The sequence below is a fragment of the Anaerolineae bacterium genome, assembly GCA_016931895.1.
GTDB lineage: Bacteria > Chloroflexota > Anaerolineae > 4572-78 > J111 > JAFGNV01.
In genome coordinates this window covers 1-19558 of sequence record JAFGDY010000103.1, presented here as the reverse complement: position 1 = coordinate 19558, position 19558 = coordinate 1, and the positions used below count along the sequence as shown (strand labels likewise).

Annotated in this window: 17 protein-coding genes; 12 read left to right on the top strand and 5 right to left on the bottom strand. The window is 54.8% G+C overall.

Annotation, left to right across the window (positions count from 1 at the left end; translation table 11 throughout):
- The first annotated feature begins 406 nt into the window (after positions 1-406).
- From JW953_08205 to JW953_08195, 3 genes are read left to right on the top strand one after another with little or no spacing between them, the layout of a single operon-like run.
- On the top strand, positions 407-1384 hold the full coding sequence (locus tag JW953_08205) for an ATP-binding cassette domain-containing protein (protein MBN1992676.1): 978 nt from the start codon (positions 407-409) through the stop codon (positions 1382-1384).
- A gap of 2 nt (positions 1385-1386) precedes the next feature.
- Positions 1387-4299 carry a Gldg family protein gene (locus tag JW953_08200; protein ID MBN1992675.1) on the top strand — a complete coding sequence of 971 codons (2913 nt, stop codon included), beginning with the start codon at positions 1387-1389 and terminating at the stop codon, positions 4297-4299.
- A 31-nt stretch (positions 4300-4330) separates the two neighbouring features.
- A complete protein-coding gene (locus JW953_08195) occupies positions 4331-5302 on the top strand; it encodes a DUF4340 domain-containing protein (protein MBN1992674.1) in 972 nt (323 codons plus the stop codon).
- A gap of 55 nt (positions 5303-5357) precedes the next feature.
- Here JW953_08195 and JW953_08190 read toward each other — a convergent pair whose 3' ends face one another.
- From JW953_08190 to JW953_08170, 5 genes are all read right to left on the bottom strand, one after another.
- The gene (locus JW953_08190; protein ID MBN1992673.1) at positions 5358-5867 is read right to left on the bottom strand and encodes a biotin/lipoyl-binding protein; all 510 of its coding nucleotides are present in this window, start codon (positions 5865-5867) and stop codon (positions 5358-5360) included.
- Between the two features lie 3 nt (positions 5868-5870).
- On the bottom strand, positions 5871-6200 hold the full coding sequence (locus JW953_08185) for an OadG family protein (GenBank protein MBN1992672.1): 330 nt from the start codon (positions 6198-6200) through the stop codon (positions 5871-5873).
- A 40-nt stretch (positions 6201-6240) separates the two neighbouring features.
- Positions 6241-7785 carry an acyl-CoA carboxylase subunit beta gene (locus JW953_08180; GenBank protein MBN1992671.1) on the bottom strand — a complete coding sequence of 515 codons (1545 nt, stop codon included), beginning with the start codon at positions 7783-7785 and terminating at the stop codon, positions 6241-6243.
- Between the two features lie 138 nt (positions 7786-7923).
- Entirely contained in the window at positions 7924-8535 is a 612-nt protein-coding gene (gene rdgB, locus JW953_08175) for an RdgB/HAM1 family non-canonical purine NTP pyrophosphatase (GenBank protein MBN1992670.1), read from the bottom strand.
- Positions 8535-9200: a DUF4352 domain-containing protein gene (locus JW953_08170; GenBank protein ID MBN1992669.1), complete on the bottom strand. Its 666-nt coding sequence runs from the start codon at positions 9198-9200 to the stop codon at positions 8535-8537. Before JW953_08170 ends, rdgB begins: the two co-directional genes overlap by 1 nt.
- 199 nt (positions 9201-9399) lie before the next feature.
- Here JW953_08170 and JW953_08165 point away from each other — a divergent pair, with 199 nt between their 5' ends.
- From JW953_08165 to JW953_08125, 9 genes are all read left to right on the top strand, one after another.
- Positions 9400-10329 carry an OB-fold nucleic acid binding domain-containing protein gene (locus tag JW953_08165; GenBank protein ID MBN1992668.1) on the top strand — a complete coding sequence of 310 codons (930 nt, stop codon included), beginning with the start codon at positions 9400-9402 and terminating at the stop codon, positions 10327-10329.
- Positions 10330-10337: 8 nt separating this feature from the next.
- Positions 10338-11168 (top strand): hypothetical protein, encoded by an 831-nt coding sequence (locus JW953_08160; GenBank protein ID MBN1992667.1) that lies wholly within the window; start codon positions 10338-10340, stop codon positions 11166-11168.
- A 165-nt stretch (positions 11169-11333) separates the two neighbouring features.
- Positions 11334-13718, top strand: a complete 2385-nt coding sequence (locus JW953_08155) for a DNA internalization-related competence protein ComEC/Rec2 (protein ID MBN1992666.1) — start codon at positions 11334-11336, stop codon at positions 13716-13718.
- A gap of 111 nt (positions 13719-13829) precedes the next feature.
- Complete coding sequence (locus JW953_08150) at positions 13830-14471, top strand: CvpA family protein (protein MBN1992665.1); 642 nt, start codon at positions 13830-13832, stop codon at positions 14469-14471.
- Between the two features lie 3 nt (positions 14472-14474).
- Positions 14475-16925 carry an endonuclease MutS2 gene (locus JW953_08145; GenBank protein ID MBN1992664.1) on the top strand — a complete coding sequence of 817 codons (2451 nt, stop codon included), beginning with the start codon at positions 14475-14477 and terminating at the stop codon, positions 16923-16925.
- A 33-nt stretch (positions 16926-16958) separates the two neighbouring features.
- On the top strand, positions 16959-17966 hold the full coding sequence (locus JW953_08140; GenBank protein ID MBN1992663.1) for a GrpB family protein: 1008 nt from the start codon (positions 16959-16961) through the stop codon (positions 17964-17966).
- A 184-nt stretch (positions 17967-18150) separates the two neighbouring features.
- Positions 18151-18384, top strand: a complete 234-nt coding sequence (locus tag JW953_08135) for a hypothetical protein (protein MBN1992662.1) — start codon at positions 18151-18153, stop codon at positions 18382-18384.
- A 212-nt stretch (positions 18385-18596) separates the two neighbouring features.
- Positions 18597-19358, top strand: a complete 762-nt coding sequence (locus tag JW953_08130) for an ABC transporter ATP-binding protein (protein ID MBN1992661.1) — start codon at positions 18597-18599, stop codon at positions 19356-19358.
- A gap of 1 nt (position 19359) precedes the next feature.
- Positions 19360-19558, top strand: a 199-nt coding sequence (locus tag JW953_08125; protein MBN1992660.1) for a hypothetical protein, incomplete at its 3' end; no start/stop codon positions are given.

Sequence of the window (19558 nt, the reverse complement as noted above, 5' to 3'; positions counted from 1 at the left end):
GACTTTAAATATGAGCAGATTTTGGCCTTAATTCAAACCATCCAAGCGGACAAAGATGAATAAGGCGTACCCCACCGATACCCCCCAGGTGAGTTTATTGGCTCGCTCCCAAACCAATATTTTGGCCTGGGCTTAATCACGCTAGGCTCTATATCAAATTGCCCCGCTTTTGCCCTTCCTCTGGTTGTTCATTATAATTGGGGGTTGTTGTCAGACAAGGGATTTTACATACACGCCTCTAAAAATATTAAATAGTGAGCAGCGGTCCGTGAAGCGCCGGCTACTATTTACGTGACAACTTTTTAAACTTTTCTTAAGCTATCCTTTAGCTTAATTTAAAGATACTGCTTGTTCCTTGTGCTATGCTACATCCGGTAGAATTTATCCTTATCAGGAGGAGTCTTTTATGATAGAAGTTGTTGACCTTACCAAATTCTATGGCCCCATCAGGGCCTTGCAAGGGGTTTCCTTTCAGGTAGCCCCCGGCGAGATTGTGGGTTTGCTTGGCCCAAACGGCGCGGGCAAATCAACCGCCATGAAAATATTAACCGGCTACCTGCAACCCGACGGCGGCGTGGTGAAGGTGGATGGCCTGGACGTACTCACCCATGCCCGTGAAGTGCAAGCCCGGCTGGGCTACCTGCCGGAAAATGCCCCGCTTTACCCGGAGATGTCGGTGCAAGCCTATCTGCTGATGATGGCCGACTTGCGCGAAATTCCGCGCGAAGAACAAATTGTGTACCTCTCCCGGGCTATCTACGCCACCGGCTTGGCCGACCGCCTGACCCAGCCTATCGGCCAACTGAGTAAAGGTTTCCGGCAGCGGGTGGGGCTGGCCCAGGCTATTTTGCACCAGCCCAAACTGCTCATCCTTGACGAGCCGACAATTGGGTTGGACCCCACCCAGATTGTGGAAATTCGCCAGTTGATCCGCCGCCTGGCCCCGCAAAGCACCATCCTTTTTTCGTCCCACATTTTATCAGAAGTGGAAGCAGTGTGTGACCGGGTGATCATTATCATCAACGGCCAGGTCAAGGCCGATGCTCGCCTGGCTGAACTGGCGGCCACGTCCGACGCCGTGTTGGTGTTGCAGGAAAAAACCGGGGGGGTTGAACAAGCCTTAAAAACGCTGGCCGAGGTAAGCCAAGTCGAGTCCATCTCCGTTCCCGACGGCTATCCGGCCTATCGCGTGCGCGGCACCGAGGAAGATAACCTCTGCCCGGCTATCTACAATTTGGCCCGCCGCGAGAACTGGCCCGTGCGTGAGTTACGGCGCGATGCCCGCACCCTGGAAGCCGTGTTCAACGAGCTGGCTACGGCCCCTTCAGAAGACACCCTGGCCGAAGAAATCACCGAAACAGAAACCGTAATGGAGGAAGCGTAAAAATGAAACAGACGCTAGCCATTATTCGCAAAGAACTCAACCACTACTTTGGCTCGCCCATGGCCCTCATTTTTGTGGGCGTTTTTTTGGCGGCCAACCTGTTTGTTTTTTTCTGGATAGACGCTTTTTGGGCGCGCGGCTCGGCCGACCTGCGGCCTATGTTCCGCTGGATGCCGGTGCTGCTTATCTTTTTGATGGCCGCGCTGACCATGCGCCAGTGGAGCGAAGAAGAGCAGACCGGCACTCTGGAAGTGCTGTTAACGCTGCCCGCCCATTTTGCGCAACTGGTTTTGGGCAAATTTCTGGGAGTGATGGCCCTGGTAGTAGTGGCCTTGGCCCTAACCCTGTTCCTGCCCCTGACCGTGGCTTTGTTGGGCAATCTGGATTGGGGGCCGGTGTGGGGCGGTTATCTGGCCGCCATTTTGCTGGCCGGAGTTTATGCGGCCATTGGCCTGTTCATCTCTTCCCGCACCAATAACCAAATTGTATCCTTGATCTTAACCGCGCTGGTCATCGGCCTGCTGTACCTGGTAGGCACGCGCGGCATCACCGATTTTGTGGGCGGCAACGTGGCCGAAATTCTGCGGGCCATTGGCCTGGGCAGTCGTTTTGAGAGCATTGAGCGCGGCGTGATTGACCTGCGCGACCTGGTGTACTATCTCTCCATGACCGGCCTGTTCCTGCTGCTAAACGTGCTTTCTTTGGACATCAAACGCTGGAGCCGCGGCCAGAACACCACGGGCTATCGCCAGGGCATTATCCTGACCGCGCTGCTCATCGGCCTCAACCTGATCCTGATCAACGTTTGGCTCTACCCGCTCACGGGCGCGCGGCTGGACCTGACCGAAAACAACGAGTACAGCCTTTCGCCCGCTACCCGCGAATTGCTCAGTAATTTGCAAGAGCCGCTGCTCATCCGGGGTTACTTCAGTGAAAAAACCCACCCGCTGCTGGCGCCCCTGGTGCCGCGCATCCGCGACATGCTCGAAGAGTACAAAATAGCCTCCAACGGCCGGGTTACTGTGGAGATCATTGACCCGCTGGAGGACGCGGAAAAAGAAAAAGAAGCCAATCAAACCTACGGCATCCAACCCACCCCGCTCCAGGCCGCCGACCGTTACGGGGCCTCGGTGGTCAATGCCTATTTTGACATTCTGATCCGCTACGGCGACCAGAACCAGGTGCTGGGTTTTCAGGACCTGATTGAAATTCAAACCTACCGCAGCGGCGACGTGGACGTGCGCCTGCGCAACCTGGAATACGACCTGACCCGGGCCATCAAAAAGACGGTCTACGGCTTCCAGAGTATTGACGTTGTTCTGGCCGCCATGGAAGAGCCGGTTACGCTAACCCTGTTTGCGACCCCCGACAACCTGCCCGAATGGCTGGCCGAAACGCCCAACACTATCCAAAAAGTGGCCGATGAAATTGCCGCCGGCTCCAACGGCAAATTCACCTATGAAACGGTCAACCCCGACGACCCCAACAGCCCGGTTACCCGGAATAACCTGCTTGAGCTGAACTTGCAACCATTCCCGGTATCGCTCTTTTCTGATCAGAGCTACTACCTGCACATGCTGCTGCAAATCGGCGAGGAGTCGCAACTGCTTTTCCCCTCCGGCGACTTGAGTGAGGCCGACATCCGCACCACCATCGAATCGGCCCTGAAACGCTCCTCGCCCGGCTTCCTGAAAACCGTGGGCCTTTGGACGCCGCCGGACGTCCCCCAACCTGACCCCTTTGGCGGGCAGCAGCCTTCTTTTAAACGCTACCAACTCATTGCCGAGCAACTGCGCCAGGAATACACCGTGCGGCCCGTTGACCTATCAACCGGGCAGGTTCCGCCCGGCCTGGATGCGCTGCTGGTTATCGCCCCCCAGAACATGAGCGATCAGGAACGTTACGCCATTGACCAATACCTGATGCAGGGCGGCGCAGTGGTGGCGGCGGCCGGTAGTTATTACTTCAACCCCGACCCCTTCTCCGGCGGCCTGGGGGTGGCCCCGGTTGAAAATGGCCTGCGCGACATGCTGGCCGGCTACGGCATCAATGTAGAGCAGGCCCTGGTGATGGACCCGCAAAATGAGCCATTCCCTATTCAGCTTCAGCGCGATGTAGGCGGCGTGCAGGTCACGGAAATCCAGGCCATGCCCTACCCCTTCTTTGTAGACGTGCGGTCCAGTGGGATGGATCAGGAAAGTCCCATTTTAGCCAGCCTGCCCGCCGTAACCATGAACTGGGTTTCGCCCGTTACCGTTGACGAGGCCAAAAACGCCGGGCGCGAAGTGACGGTGCTGCTTAAATCAAGTGAAAATGCGTGGCTCCGCACCACGCCCCAGGTGAACCCGGACATGAACTTGCCCGACCTGGGCTTTTCGCCCGAAGGCGAGCAAAAGTCGTACCCCCTGGCCGTATCGGTGCAGGGCGTGTTTGAAAGTTATTTCAAAGACAAACCCTCGCCGCTCGAAACCGCCGCCCAGGATGAAACATCCGCCGAAACCGGGGCAGCGGCCCAGGATACACCAACCGCGCGGGGTACGGGCACCCTGGAAAGTTCGCCCGAGAATGCTCGCCTGGTGGTCATTGGCAGCGCCGAGTTTTTGAACGACATCATCTTGAATCTGTCCGACAACTTGAGCCGGGGGCGTTTTATGAATAGTTTGCAGTTTGCCCAAAACACCGTTGATTGGTCGGTGGAGGATTTGGACATGTTGACCATCCGGTCGCGGGGCACCTCGGCCCGGCTGCTCAATCCGCTCACCGAAAGCCAACAAACTTTCTGGGAAATTGCCAACTACGTGGTGGCCCTGGTGGCCCTGGTGGCCCTGGGTGTGGTGTGGGGTCTCCACCGGCGTAACGAGCAGCCCGTCGAGTTGATCTCGTTGGAAGAGTTAGCCCGAACTCAGGTTATTTAAGTAAGTCTTACGATTTATGGAGAAGAACATCATGACCAGACTACAACAAATCCTGGCCGTTATCTTGGTTATTCAAATTGGCCTGGCCGTTTTCATCTTTTGGCCGCAAGCTTCGGCGCAGCGGGCCGGCGAGCCTTTATTGCCCAATTTTGCCGCCGCCGATGTTATCAGCATGACCATTCAGGGGGAGGATGGCAAACGAATTGCCCTGGCTAAAGATGGCGAGGCGTGGATCATGGCCGAGGCCGACAGTTATCCGGCCAACGGGGAAAAGATAGTGTCTTTTTTGGAAAAATTTGAAGGCGTGCAAACCAATCGGTTGGTCACCGAAACCGAAGCCAGCCACAAACGGCTCAAAGTTGCGCCGGATAATTTTAACCGTATGCTTGAAGTGACCCTGCAAAACGGCAACCAACACCAAATATACGTGGGCAATGCCGTTGGAGCGCTTGCCACCCATATCCGCGCCGACGACCAGGCTGAAGTTTACCTGACCGACGCGGTACAGGCATACGAGATTGACCCGGGCGCCTCCAATTGGATTGATACGCAATACTACAGCGTGCCCATCTCGGAAACGGTAGGGCTGACCCTGGAAAATAAAAACGGAACGCTTGAATTTGAGAGAAACGGCGAAAATTGGACCATGAAAGGGTTGGCTGAGGATGAAACCTTTTTGGAGAATAATCTAACAACCGTGCTCAATCAGGTTAATGTGATGCGGATGACCGAACCCATTGGCAAAAAGGAGCAGCCCTCCTTTGGGTTAAACAATCCCCAGGCCACGGTAACCATCAAAACCGTAACCGGCGATCATACCCTGCTGATTGGCGCTCAAAACGAAAACACGCAAGATTACGTGGCCAAATGGTCAGAATCGCCCTACTACGTGTGGGTGGCGCAATACGTGGCCGGGAACCTTGTTGAAAAAACGCGCGAGGATTTTATCCAATTACCCACTCCGGCCGAAGGTGAAGGCGGCGTCACTGATGAGGGTCAATAAAAAACAGACTTTTGATTTGGCTGTTTTGAGGCGTGGTTAAACCACGCCTCTTTTTTTAACTTTGTTCCACAAAAGTTAACAACACCTCGCCGTACCCCACCGACTGCCCTGCTTGCACCTTAACCTGGGCAATCACCCCATCGTGCGGCGATTTGATGGCGTTCTTCATCTTCATCGCTTCCAGCACCAACAGCGTTTCCCCCTGCGTCACCCGGTCGCCCGGTTTCACCTCAACCGATACGATAGCGCCCGGCATGGGGGCGGTCAATTCGGTCTGAAAACCATCAGACGGCAATTGAGGCATGGGGGGCAGGGCCGGTTGCGGGGATGCAGGGATGCGGGGCAGCGTTTCAAACGCGGGCGGGCGAACCGTTACCGGCGGAGCAGGGGGCAGACCCGCCGGCACAATTTCCGGCCTGATGACGGCCTCGGCCAAATCCTGATCGGAAACCAACCGCACGGCAAAACGCTGCTCGCCAACAATCACGTAAAACTCATTGGCCTTGAGTTCCTGCACATCAAGCACATACTGTTTTCCAGCAATCTCAAGGTGGTATCTGCGCATGGTTTACCTCCGGTCAGGCTGCCAACTGTTGGCTTGCCGCGCGCGTCCTGAACCTACCCAACGGCTGGGCAGAGCGCCCGGTTGGTGAGAGCGCATCGCCGGCGCGGCTTGCTTGCGTCGAATAGCCCGGTGGGTTAATACGGCAATGGTGATGGCTGTAACCAGGTCCGGCTCCAGTTCTAAATCCGGCCCGGCGGGCGTAGTTTCAGCCTGAACCGGCCCCCGCTCCCGGCGAAGGAGAACTATGATAATCCCCAACACGGCCAGGATTAAAAATGCCAAAACCAGGCCATAAATCGTTAATAATAATTCCAGGTTGAATGATCCGGTCATCTTTTTGTTCCTATTGTTTTTTTGATATGGCGGCGTTTGGTTACACCGGCATCAACCCGTGTTTTTTGGGCGGGTTTTGCTGCACCTTGGTGCGCAGCACCTCCATAGCCCTGATCAAACGGGGACGGGTTTCGCACGGTTCAATAATCTCATCAATCTGGCCTACATCCGCCGCGCGGTAAGGATTGAAAAATTTGTCTCGATATTCCTGAACAAAGGCCTTTTCCAGGGCGGCCGGGTTGGGGGCAGAGATCAACTCTTTGCGGTGCAATACGCGCACCGCGCCTTCGGCCCCCATCACGGCAATCTGGCCGGTGGGCCAGGCCAGGGCCAGGTCGCAGCGCATTTGCCTGGAACTCATGGCCAGGTATGCCCCGCCCATAGCCTTGCGAGTGACAATTGAAATTTTGGGCACAGTGGCCTCGCAGTAGGCGTAAATTACTTTGGCCCCGTGCCGGATGATGCCGTAATACTCCTGGTCAACCCCCGGCAGGTAACCGGGCGTGTCTACAAAGGTGACAATGGGGATATTGAAGGCATCGCAAATACGCACAAAATGGGCGATTTTATCGCTGGAATCAATATCCAGCGCGCCCGCCAGGTGTGACGGCTGATTGGCCACCACGCCCACGGCATAACCATCCAACCGGGCAAAACCAACAATAACGTTACGGGCATAATAAGGATGAACCTCCAAAAAGCTATCGCAATCAAAGACCATCTCGATAACCTCGTGCATGTCGTAAGGCTCGTTTTCTGCCGGCGGCACAATGGAGTTTAAGGCTTCGTCCATGCGGTCGCAAGAATCATAGGGCGCCACGCGCGGGGGGTCTTCGTTGTTGTTTTGGGGCAAATAACTCAGCAATAGTTTGACCAATTCCAGGGCGTCATCCTCTTGCTCGGCCAAAAAATGAGCCACTCCGCTTTTGCTATTGTGGACCAGGGTGCCGCCCAACTCAACTGGATTCACTTCCTGTCCGGTAACGGCTTTGATCACCTCCGGGCCGGTGATGAACATGGCGCTGGTGCGGCGGGTCATAATAATAAAATCGGTAAGCGCGGGCGAATAAACCGCGCCTCCCGCGCACGGCCCCATGATCACCGAAATCTGGGGAATGACCCCGGAGGCCAACACATTGCGGGTGAACACTTCGCCATAGGCGGCCAGGCTGCGCACGCCCTCTTGAATGCGCGCTCCCCCCGAATCGTTCAGGCCAATCAAGGGAATCCCACTGGCCAGGGCCAGGTCCTGGATGTGACAAATCTTCTGGGACTGGACTTCGGAAAACGAGCCGCCCATCACGGTGAAGTCTTGGGCAAACACAGCCACCCGGCGGCCGTTGATTTTGCCAAAGCCGGTTACCACCCCATCCCCCGGATAACGCTGTTTATCCATGCCAAAATCGGTCAGGTTATGGGTAGCCAGCGCGCCCAACTCTTGAAAGGAGCCTTCGTCCAAAAGCAGGGCCAGCCGTTCCCGGGCCGTCATTTTGCCCCGCGCGTGTTGTTGCTCAATGCGTTCCGCGCCGCCGCCCTGTAGGGCCTTTTCGCGCATCTGGCGCAGGGTAGTCAGATAATCGTTCATCCATGCCCTCCGTTTATTTTAAGCTTGAAAGGTTGGAGAAATTGTAACACATCCATTGAAGAATGTAAAAAATTTCACAGCCAATAATTAACGGCAATCCCCGCAACAGCGCCTAAAAGACATAGTTTGCGCATCTGGTTACTGCTGTTGGCAAACTTTTTCAAGCAATGGCAGCGCCGCTTCCACGGCGCGCGCGCGATGGCTGATTCTGTTTTTCTGTTCAGGGTTTATTTGGGCCATAGTGCGGTTAAATTCCGGCACAAAAAAGATGGGGTCGTAGCCAAAACCGCCTTTGCCTTGAGGGGCAAAGGTTATCAAACCTTCCACCTGACCCTGGGCCGTGCCGATTAAACCCTGGCCGGTAGCCAAGGCCACCACGCAGCGGAAGCGGGCCGTGCGTTCTGGCCAGGGCACATTTTTGGCGGTCAATTTTTCCAGCACAAGTTGATACCGTCCCACTTGATCCTCTTTGGCCGTGCCGCCGTACCGCGCCGAGAAAACGCCCGGCTCGCCGCCCAGGGCGTCAATTTCCAGGCCAGAATCGTCGGCCAGGGTCAAAAGGCCGCTGGCCTGAGCAAAGGCCTGGGCCTTGATAATAGCGTTCTCGGCAAAAGTGCGGCCCGTTTCGGCGGGGTCAAGGTCCAAGCCTTCGGCGGCGGGAAAGGTGAGGGCCGCCGGCACAGCGGCCAGTATCTCCTGGTATTCCCGCATTTTGCCGGGGTTGTTGGTGGCAATCAATAACTTAATCATTATTGTAAAAGAACAAAACGGGGGGTGCTGTCACGGGTTTCCCAGGCCAGGGTCAATTCCGGTTCGCCGGCGATTATTTCAAAAACCAGCCGGCCTTCGGTTCCTTGTTCCGGCTTCAAATCACCCCGCCCCAGGGCGTACTCTACTAACGTTTCGCCGGACGTGGTTTGGTAGGCATCCTCAACCCGATTCAACAGCAAAAAATCTTTCTCGCTATATGGCACTTCTTCATTGCTCAAGTTTTCCAACTCAACAGTAACCACAACCCATTCTCGCCCTTCCACCACGGGCAAAGTGGGCAGCGATACATTCCGGTTGACCTCCAGCACCACTAACTGCACGGTTTGATCGTTAACCACCGGCTCTTGCACGTAGGCCGGGTCGTCAAACGAGAGGCCAAATTCGCTGCCCGGAATAGGCGTGGCGGCTACGGAGGCATCTAGGGCCCACAGCCCGGCAGCCAGAAGGAAACAGCAACTCATACAGAGGAATACCAGGCAGCCGCCGCCAAAAAAGGCCAGAGCATATCGGATGATGGAATTATCGGCTGCTTCAAAATGATCTTCGTCTTCGTACTCGTAATCTGCTTCATCGTAATAATAATCATTTTCAGGGGGATATTCAGGCGGATAGGATGGTGTCTGTTGGGGATAGAATTGGCTCATTACATCTCCTTCAATAGAAACAAGTGTCTCCACACAACAAGCCATTATAACATAGATAGAGGCTCATTCCCAAAAATCGCCCTCCAACTTGGCTGTGGCCAATATTTGCCCCTGGCCTGATTGACTCTCACCCTCAATATAAGTATACTTCGTGGCTGAAGGCAGAATTACCCCACTCAATCTTAGAAGGAAATTTTTGATGCGACAGATACTTATGGTTGGCACTTTGGGCTTGTTGATTTTTTGGGCCATTGCTTGCCAGCCTGAGTTGCCGCCAACGCCTTATCCAACCTACACGCCCTACCCAACCTACACGCCTTATCCCACTTATACCCCTTCTCTTTCAGCCAACAAGCTGCCTTCAGCCGAAGTCGAAAACCTGGTCTGGCCCACCGGCCCTCGGGATGATGTTATTCCCATTGAAGACGCGGCCGATTTTATGGGCGAGAAAGTGACGGTGGAAGGCACGGTCATTAAAACACATAATTCGGGCAAGGTTGTTTTTTTGAATTTTTCGCCGGAAATAGGCGCTTTTACGGCGGTAATTTTTCCCGACGATTGGCCCAAGTTCCCGGCTCCGCCGGAAGAGCTTTTTTACGGTAGGCTGGTGAGAATAGAGGGAGTTATTGAAGCATACCAGGGAGCACCTGAAATCATTATCCGCGACCCCTGGCAAATTGAAGTGGCCCTTACTCTGGGGCAGCCCATTCTCAGCAATTGTAATTGCCCGCCGACAAGCTCAACCCAGGCGCAGCAAACCCCTCCTGTTGAGCCAACGGACCCGCCTGTTTCCCCCCCGCTTGAAACACCCTCGCCTATGCCAACCTCTGTAGAACAGGGCCTTATTGCCTGGGAAAAAGCCGCCGATTACCAGGGGCAAACGGTAACCATAACCGGGCGCGTGGTAGATACTTACAATTCGGGCAAGGTGGTCTTTTTAAATTTTGACCAAAACTATGCCCATAGTTTTAAAGTGGTTATTTTCCCCGACGCCTGGCCGCTCTTTCCCGCGCCCCCGGAGGAATATTTTCAAGATAAAACCATTCAGGTAACCGGCCTGGTTGAAATGTACCAAAATGCCCCGGAGATCATTGTTGAAGAACCGGCTCAGATTGAGATTATGGAGTAAGCGTTAAAGTGGATTTGTCAACTATCCTGTTAATATCGGCCGCTGTCAGTATGGGGGCCACGGTTATTGCTATTTTGGTGGCCCTGCGCTCGGCGCGTGAAGCCCGCACCGCTATTTTCCCCATTGTGAAAGAAGAAGAAAGCACCCGCGCCCGCCGCGCGCGAGTTTCTATTTTGGTTTGGATAGCCGTTACGGCCATCCTGTTGGGAGGCTGGTTGGCCTCCTTGCGCTTAACGGCCAACGATGAAACGGCGCAAACGCCGGCTGTAGAATCCGGCCGGCCGGCCGAATCCGGGGCCGTGGAGTTTGTTACCCCCCCGGCCCAAACTCTGCCCACCGACACCGTTGCTCCGCCCACCCCCGCCGGTCAAACTTCAGGGCCGGATAATGCCACCCCCACTATAATGGCCGCCTCGCCCACACCGGTACCGGCCATTTCCAATCCCACTCCTACGGAAACAGCCACCTCTGTTCCCCCTACCCTTACCCCAACGCCTCCCCTACCCAAAGGACCTGCTCCGGCCGGGACAAGTCTGGGGCCAATTGAGTTTAGTACAGAACTTGGCTCGCCCATTGCCGCGGTTAACCCGGATACGGTTTTTCCGTCAAACACCAAAATTTATGCCGTATATCCTTACGAGGGCATGCAAAATGGAATCACTTTTGCGGCAGTGTGGTATCTGGATGGAGTTGAGATAGCGCGCGACGAGCGGCCATGGGAATGGGGCGCCCAGGGCCGCTCTTACAGTTTTCTCCTGCCGCCGGGAGAAGGCCAATATAAGCTGGAACTCTACGCTAACGATTCTCTGTTAACATCCGCCTCATTTGAAGTTCGCTAACTATAAAATCTAAACCGTTCCTGTTCAGGCCAAAGCCACATTCCGGGCTTCTCAACCAACGGCGAATGACGAAGGACGACCAATTTTCGTCGTTTGTCCTTTGTCGTTCGTCATATTGCAGAGCCGCCAGGCTTAAGTAAACAGCAACTCTAACTTTATGTTCCTATGACGCCACTGACACGTTTGGGCATTGCCTGGATTGCGGGGATTGCCCTGGCCCGTTGGTTTAATCTGCCCTGGGTGGTTGTAGCCCTGGCTGTTCTGCCGGCCCTGGGCGCCTTATTGTTTTACCGGCATAACGTCCGTGGCCGCTGGGCCGGTATTTTGACCCTGGCCCTGGCTGCGGGCGCTTTTCGTTTTATTCTTTCCCAGCCCACTATTGATAAAACGCATATTGCCTTTTATAACGACTCGCCGGAGTTGGAAGAAATAACCGGCGTGGTGGTTGATGAACCTGATGTGCGAGACTATTACCTCAATTTGCGCCTGCGCGCCGAGTCGTTGCGGATTGGTGAGGCAACAGTGCCGGTTGAGGGGCTGGTACTTGTTCGCGCCCCACGTTATCCAGAATATTTTTACGGCGACCGGCTGACGGTAACGGGTCAACTGGAAACACCCCCCGTTTTTGAAAATTTTTCCTACAAAGATTACCTGGTCAGATTTGGCATTCACACCATGATCCGCCGCCCCAAGATCGAGCTTGTGGCCGGCAATCAGGGCAACCCTTTCTGGGCCGCTATGCTGGCCGGCAAAATGCATGCCTCTCAAACCATCAACCGCATGCTGGCCGAACCCCATGCCTCGCTGCTCAATGGCATCTTGCTGGGTATTGAAGTAGGCATTCCCAGCGATTTGTACGAGCAGTTTAACCTGACCGGCACGTCGCACATTATTGTTATTTCCGGCAGCAATATTGCTGTGGTGGTTGGTATTTTGCTTTTACTGGGCCAGAGAGTTTTTGGCAAACGTTTTGCGCCGCCCATAGCTATGCTGGGCATCATTCTTTACACCTTCTTGGTTGGGGCCGACGCCGCCGTCAGCCGGGCGGCCATAATGGGCCTGGTCTGGGTGTTGGCCATCTGGGTGGGCCGGCCCGGCCTGGCCCTCAACTCGCTTATTTTTTCGGCGCTGGTACTAACCCTCATTAACCCCCTGATTTTGTGGGACGTAGGCTTCCAACTTAGTTTTATGGCCACTTTGGGCCTGATTGTTCTGGCGCCGCCCCTGGAACGAGGCATTTTTGGCTTGCTGCAACGCTGGCTCAAAACCGAGCAAATTGGCCTGGCCATGGCTCTGCTCAGCGAGTTAGTGGTGATCACCCTGGCTGCCCAAATTAGCACCGGGCCGCTGATTGTGTACCATTTTGGCCGGTTCTCGCTGGTGTCTCTGTTAAGCAATTTGCTCATTTTGCCGGTGCAGCCGCCTATTATGATTGTTGGTGGTTTGGCTACCCTGGCCGGGATGCTCTGGCTGCCGTTGGGCCAGGCTATTGGCTGGCTGGTCTGGTTACCCCTGGCCTGGACGGTGCGGGTTGTTGAGGTAACGGTTCGCTTGCCCTATAGCTCGCTTGATTTGGGACCATTCCCTTTTTGGCTGCTGGCGCTGGTGTATGCTGCTTTAGGCGCCGGCGTCTGGTGGGCTAACCGCCCGGCGGCCGAACAGCAAGCCCCATCCCACTTTCGCTTACCTCCCCTTGGCACGGCCACTACCCGCCTGTGGGTGGGGGGAATGGGGGCAGTTACTTTGCTGATCTGGTTGGCCGCACTGGGCCTGCCGGATGGTCGCCTGCACGTGGCTTTCCTGGATGTTGGGCAGGGAGATGCGGTACTCATCACTATGCCTAACGGCCAACAAATGCTCATTGACGGCGGACCGTCGGCCACGCAGCTCAATTGGCGGTTAGGCCAAAAAATGCCTTTCTGGGATCGTTCGCTGGAAGTGGTGGCCAATACCCATCCCGATTCTGACCACCTGGGCGGCTTGGTTTCACTCCTGGATCGTTATACCGTGGCGCAAGTGTTGGTATCGGACGTTGCCGGTGAGAGCGAACTTTTTCGGCAATGGGAGTTAGAACTGGCCGAGGAGCAGTTGCAACCCCTGGTGGGTCAGGCCGGCATGCAATTATCATTTGGCCGGGGCGTCACCGCCACCATTCTTCATCCCGGCCCAATGGTCCCGAACTCAAATAAAGCAAACAACCACTCTCTGGTGTTACACCTGCAAATGGGCCGGGTCAGCTTTTTATTGCCGGGCGACATTGAAACGCCTGTTGAGCAGAATTTGGTGTGGGCCGGCGTGCCGCTGACCGCAACCGTGCTCAAAAGCCCTCATCACGGTAGCAGCACCTCTTCCAGCGAGGCATTTTTGGCGGCAGTACAGCCGCAGCTTGTGGTTATTTCGGTAGGGATGGATAATCGTTTTGGGCATCCTTCGGCGGAAATTTTGCAGCGTTATGCGGAGCACGGCTTCACCGTTTTACGCACCGACAAGCAAGGCACAGTTGAGTTCAGCACCGACGGCGAAAGCTTGTGGGTGGAGACAACGCGCTAATTTGTTTAATCTCCACCGCATGTGCTTTTTTAGAAAAAGATGCTATCATGTCAAAATAATTATCAGCAAAGAAAGTTACTATCAACTAAAATTTTTTAGGGAGAGTTAACTATGCCGGATATTGGATTAAACGCCCTGGATTTACTGCTGCTGGTCATCCTCTTCATCGCCGCTTTGGTAGGCGCTATCAGAGGCGCGCTGCCGCAATTATTTTCTATTATCAGCATTTGGTTTGGGCTGGTGGCTACCTTATGGCTTTACAAACCCCTCAGTAACTATATTCTGCAGGGGTTGGGTCTGCCCAAAATTGGCAGCGACACTTTTGCCTTTTTAATTCTGCTTCTGGTTTTTTTCAATGCTTTTAGATTTATTGTGAAAACCCTCAGCACGCCGCCAGAAGAACGAAAGCAAAGAAGAAAGAGTGAAGAAGACCCCCTGGCCGAAGCAGCCAAATCAGCTACCCAACGTTTTGTGCTTGGCCCGTTGAACTTGCTGGGGGGGGGCTTGATGGGCGTCATTTTAAACACCCTCTGGATCGCCCTGATCCTGGGCGCGGTTCAATTTATTTTTCAGCCAACCAGCGGCGTGGCCGAGACGTATACCGGCTTTTCCAGACGAATTGTGACCAATTTGAACACCTCTACCTTGATGCCAATGTTCAACCAGGTTCTTTTGCTGTTGAGTCGTTCGGTTGAGTTGTTCATCCCCAAAAATGCCGACATCCTAAAAACCGTGCTGGAGTTTATTAGCTAACCCGTGCAGCAGAAACACCTCAACACCCTTGAATTTCCAAAAATCCTGGAAAGATTGGCCCGGTATACTATGTTTTCGGCCAGCCAGGCCCTGGCCCTGGCCTTGCAGCCCACGCCCTATTTAACCGAGGCGCAAGCCTGGCAGAAGGAGACCACCGAGGCCGAGCGGCTCCTGGCGGTTAAACCGGATGTTGGCATTGGCGGCGCGCGCGACGTGCGGTTCCTAATAGCGCGCGCCCGGCGCGGAGCGGTGTTGCTGGCCCTGGAATTGCTGGAAGTAAGGCAAACGTTGATTGCCGCCCGAAATTTAAAGCGGACTATCACCCACCTGGCCCTGGATTATCCTCGCCTGGCCGACATGGCCGGCCGCATTGAAGAGTGCCCTAACCTGGTCAACGAAATCGGCCAGGCCATTGATGAGCGCGGCGAGGTCAAAAGCAACGCCAGCCCCAAACTGGCCCGCATCCGGCGGGACCTGGCCATAGCCTATGACCGGCTGATGGAACGGCTCAACCGGCTGATGTCTTCTTCCCAATACAGCCGCTATCTGCAAGAAAACCTGATCACCCAGCGGGAGGGACGTTACGTGATCCCGCTCAAGGCCGAGTTCAAGGGCAAAATCCAGGGCATTGTGCACGACCAAAGCGCCAGCGGGGCCACCCTCTTTATTGAGCCAATGGCCACGGTTGAACTCAATAACAAATGGCGGCAGTTACAACTGGACGAAACCGAAGAAATCAACAAAATCCTGGCCGGCCTGTCGGACCTGGTTGGCAGCCAGGGACGTTTTATTGACCACACGGTAAACGCCCTGGCCGATCTTGACCTGGCCCTGGCCAAAGCCAAATATGCCCAGGCCATCGAGGCTACTGAGCCGATACTGTTCAACCTCAAAGAGTCCCCGGCAAATGGCGCTACGCCGACAAGGGCGGAGAAGCAGGAGGGTTTGTCGCTGCCCGGTTTTAACCTGGTTTCGGCCCGCCATCCGCTGCTTGATCCGGCCACCGTGGTGCCTATTGAGGTGTATCTGCCGGAAAACACCCACATGCTGGTGATCACCGGCCCCAATACCGGCGGCAAAACCGTCTCTCTTAAAACAGTGGGCCTGCTGGCCGCTATGGCCCAGGCCGGGTTGCGCATCCCCGCCGATGAGGGGTCCGCTTTGCCGGTTTTTAATCACATTTTTGCCGACATTGGCGATGAGCAATCTATAGAGCAAAGCCTATCCACCTTTTCCTCGCACATGACCAACATTGTGCGCATTTTGGCGCAGTGCGATGAAGCCTCGCTGGTGATTTTGGACGAGTTGGGGGCCGGCACCGACCCGATTGAAGGGTCGGCCCTGGCCCGTTCAATTTTATCCCATTTGCTGGAGCGGCGGGTAACCACGTTTGTGGCCACCCACTTTTCGGAGTTGAAGGCGTATGCCCACACTACAAACGGCGTGGCCAATGCCAGTTTGGAGTTTAACCTGGAAACCCTGGCTCCTACCTACCACCTGCGTATCGGCCTGCCCGGAGCGTCAAATGCGTTTGCCATTGCCCAAAGATTAGGACTACCCCTGGAAATCATTAACCAGGCCCAGGGATTGGTGGGCGAAGATGCGCAGCAAGTGGAGGCTATGCTGGCCGAAATCAAAGCCCAAACTCAGGCAGCTCACCACGCCCGCCAACTGGTTGAAGCGGAACGAGAAGAGGCCGAAAAATATACCCGGCGCTTGGAGCAGCGTTTGGCCGAAATTGACGCCGAACGCCGGGAAATCCTTGACGCCGCTCGCGCCGATGCTCGCCGCGAAATAAAAGCGGCGCGCGAAGAAATCAGAACCTTAAGAGAGCAAGCGCAGGAGCTGCTGAAACAACCGGATACTTCGCCGGGAGCGACTGCGGAGGAAACCCGGCCGGCCGCCGTGGAAGCCATTGAAGAAAAATTGTTCCAGCTTGAGGCTGAACAGCTTGCTGAAACTCCGCCAAGCCCGGGTAAAACAAAAAAACGCAGCCACCCCGGGGCCATTGACCCCGGCGACAAAGTATTCGTCCCCTCCTTTAACACTACCGGCGAAGTAGTGGCTATGCAAAACAAGCAGGTTGAAGTGCAGTTGGGCCGTTTTCGAACAACAGTGCCGCTGGCCGAGGTAGAGTTGAGACAAAAAGCCGTCCAACAGGAGAAAGTCATCGCCAGCAGCGTTAAATTGCCTACGGTTGAGTCGCCGGGGATGGAATTGGATTTGCGCGGACAAGTTTCGGAGGAAGCGCTGGTTCGGCTGGACCAATATTTAGATCAGGCCTTTTCGGCCCGGCTGCCCTGGGTGCGCATTATTCATGGCAAGGGTAGCGGGGTGCTGCGTCAGGTGGTCCGGCAAACCTTGAGCGATCACCCCCAGGTTTCATCTTATCGCCCCGGCGATGAGGGCGAAGGCGGCGAAGGGGTGACGGTGGCCAAACTGGCCGTAAACTAAAAAGGGTTAAGCAAGTAAGGTAAAAGTTACCCCATGATCGTTATCATCAACGGCCCGTGCGGCATTGGCAAAACCTCGGTGGCCTGGGAATTGAACAGCCGCTTTGACCGGGCGGTGATGCTGGACGGGGATTACCTGGGCGCAGTGCATCCCTTTGAGATCTATGACGACGCGCGCATAGCTTACCTTTACCACACTTTTCACCACCTGATTGCCTACCACCTTGCGCAGGGCGACTATCATAACTTTGTGCTTAACTACGTTTTTGAAACGCCGGAGTCGCTGGCCGAAGTGCGCCATTTGTTGTCGGATTTGGATGATGAGATTTACGCCTTTCGCCTGACCGCCTCAACTGAAGAAATCGAGGCCCGTATCCGCAAACGCGAGCAGGAATCAGATGCCAATTTGCGCTGGTATTTACGGCGCTACCAGGAGCTGGTTGATATTCAAACCCGGGCCGCCGCTCGCGGCGATATGGGTTTTGTGATTGACACTACCGGCCTGGATGCCGCGCAAGTGGCCGAGATGATCTGGCAAAATCTCCGCGAGGCTGTTGAACTGGTTCCCTACAATCCCAGCTGGCCTGCGCAATTTGAGGCCGAAAGAGCTAAAATTGCCGCCGCCCTGGGCAACCTGGCCCTGGAGATTCAGCACATCGGCAGCACGGCCGTGCCCGGGCTAGAGGCTAAACCCGTTATTGATACAATGGTGGTGGTGGCTCACCTGGCCGACGCGGCCCGCTGTATTGCCCCGCTGCAAACTCTTGGCTACACCTTTGTTGATTATCCCCAAAACACCGACCGCCGTTTTTTTCGCAAGGGCGTCCCTCGCACGCATCACCTGCATATTGTGGCCGCCGGCAGCCAATCCCTGGCCGATCACCTGGGCTTCCGCAATGCCTTGCGGGCCGACCCGCAATTGCGGCAAGAATACCGCGAATTGAAGCGCACCCTATCCACAAAATACAAAAACGACCGGGCCAGGTATAGTGAAAGCAAGGGCGCTTTTGTGGAAAAAGTGCTGGCCAAATGGAAGGGATGATTCTCTCCTCATTCCAGAGGAGTTCAAAAATTGTCGGAACCCCTTTATTTTTCTGACCCCGACCCCGGCTTATTTTTGCTCTCCACCTGTTTTCCATTCCTTCTATCCATCCTTTGGGGGATGACACTCCACCCACTTTTGCCTTAAACTGGTCACTCAGAAAGGGATAATTGTGACCGAGCCAATCTATTGTCAAATTCAGGTGAAAGGCCACCTCTCGGGGCAATGGGTGGACTGGTTTAGCGGGCTGCAAATTGAAAATCGGCCCGACGGCTATGCGGTGCTATCCGGCCCACTTCCAGATCAGGCGGCGTTGTATGGCGTGTTAAACCGGGTGCGTGATTTGGGGCTGGCGCTTGTCTTGGTGAAGTGCGTTGAAGGCCAGGATAACCAGGATCAAACTTCCCCAGCCGGTTAGGATTCCCTAACTTGCCAATTTTGCATTGACTAAAAGCGTATTTGTTTGTTATGCTAACCTCAATGCGGCATATCTTAAAAATCTGAATTAATACGATTTTTCGTAGCCTGGAGTACGATTTTTTGTATTAATATTCGTATAACATGTTTCAGGGAGTCTCAAACTATGCAGGCCAATCATTGGCTCTACTGAAACTCAACAAGAGGTAACGGATGTTTGGCATCAATCTTAAGCAGGAAAAACCCAATGGAGCAAACGGCCAATATGTAGATGACAACGGTCTTCTGGTTGACTTGCGCCATGTGGTAAAAACTTTTGAAAGCGCAGCCGGCACATTTACCGCGCTTAAAAACCTTGATTTGCAAGTGGGCACCGGCGAGTTTGTCTCCATTGTCGGCAAGTCGGGCAGCGGTAAATCCACCCTGATCAATATGATCACCGGCATTGACCGGCCCACGTCGGGGGAAGTGATGGTGGGCAACACGGCCGTGCATCGGCTCAAACATGGCCAAATCGCCGTGTGGCGGGGGCGCACCATTGGCGTTATTTTTCAGTTTTTCCAATTGCTGCCAACGCTCACCGCCGTTGAAAACGTGATGTTGCCCATGGACTATGGCCAAATTTATCCGCCTGCCGAACGCCCTGAGCGGGCCATGTATTTACTGGAACAGGTAGAGCTGGCCCATTATGCCCACCACCTTCCCTCGGCGCTTTCAGGGGGGCAGCAGCAGAGCATCGCCATTGCCCGCGCCCTGGCCAACGATCCGCCTATGCTGGCCGCCGACGAGCCGACGGGAAATTTGGACTCCAAAACCACCGAGATGGTGTTCAAACTGTTTGCCGGTTTGGTGGAGCAGGGCAAAACCATGTTGATGGTCACTCACGATAACGATCTGGCTAAACGGGCCAAACGCACCATTGTGCTGGCCGACGGCAAAATTGTGGATGAAATTGATCGAACCCAGGAGGTATAAAATGAATGTCAACACATCTGTTACCCCATCCAATAAAAAAAGTGAGATAACCAATGCCGGCCGGGCGCGTATGGTTATGCGGGCCATTGTTTATATGGCCCTGCTGTTAACCATTCTGTTTATTACCGCCGGGCGATGGGATTGGGCCATGGCCTGGATTTACGTGGGGCTGATAATCATCAGCAACGTGGCCAGCCGGG

Coding starts and splice junctions, on each gene's coding strand:
- JW953_08205 (MBN1992676.1), top strand. CDS start 407: ATGATAGAAGTTGTTGACCTTACCAAATTCTATGGCCCCATCAGGGCC.
- JW953_08200 (MBN1992675.1), top strand. CDS start 1,387: ATGAAACAGACGCTAGCCATTATTCGCAAAGAACTCAACCACTACTTT.
- JW953_08195 (MBN1992674.1), top strand. CDS start 4,331: ATGACCAGACTACAACAAATCCTGGCCGTTATCTTGGTTATTCAAATT.
- JW953_08190 (MBN1992673.1), bottom strand. CDS start 5,867: ATGCGCAGATACCACCTTGAGATTGCTGGAAAACAGTATGTGCTTGAT.
- JW953_08185 (MBN1992672.1), bottom strand. CDS start 6,200: ATGACCGGATCATTCAACCTGGAATTATTATTAACGATTTATGGCCTG.
- JW953_08180 (MBN1992671.1), bottom strand. CDS start 7,785: ATGAACGATTATCTGACTACCCTGCGCCAGATGCGCGAAAAGGCCCTA.
- rdgB (MBN1992670.1), bottom strand. CDS start 8,535: ATGATTAAGTTATTGATTGCCACCAACAACCCCGGCAAAATGCGGGAA.
- JW953_08170 (MBN1992669.1), bottom strand. CDS start 9,200: ATGAGCCAATTCTATCCCCAACAGACACCATCCTATCCGCCTGAATAT.
- JW953_08165 (MBN1992668.1), top strand. CDS start 9,400: ATGCGACAGATACTTATGGTTGGCACTTTGGGCTTGTTGATTTTTTGG.
- JW953_08155 (MBN1992666.1), top strand. CDS start 11,334: ATGACGCCACTGACACGTTTGGGCATTGCCTGGATTGCGGGGATTGCC.
- JW953_08150 (MBN1992665.1), top strand. CDS start 13,830: ATGCCGGATATTGGATTAAACGCCCTGGATTTACTGCTGCTGGTCATC.
- JW953_08140 (MBN1992663.1), top strand. CDS start 16,959: ATGATCGTTATCATCAACGGCCCGTGCGGCATTGGCAAAACCTCGGTG.
- JW953_08130 (MBN1992661.1), top strand. CDS start 18,597: ATGTTTGGCATCAATCTTAAGCAGGAAAAACCCAATGGAGCAAACGGC.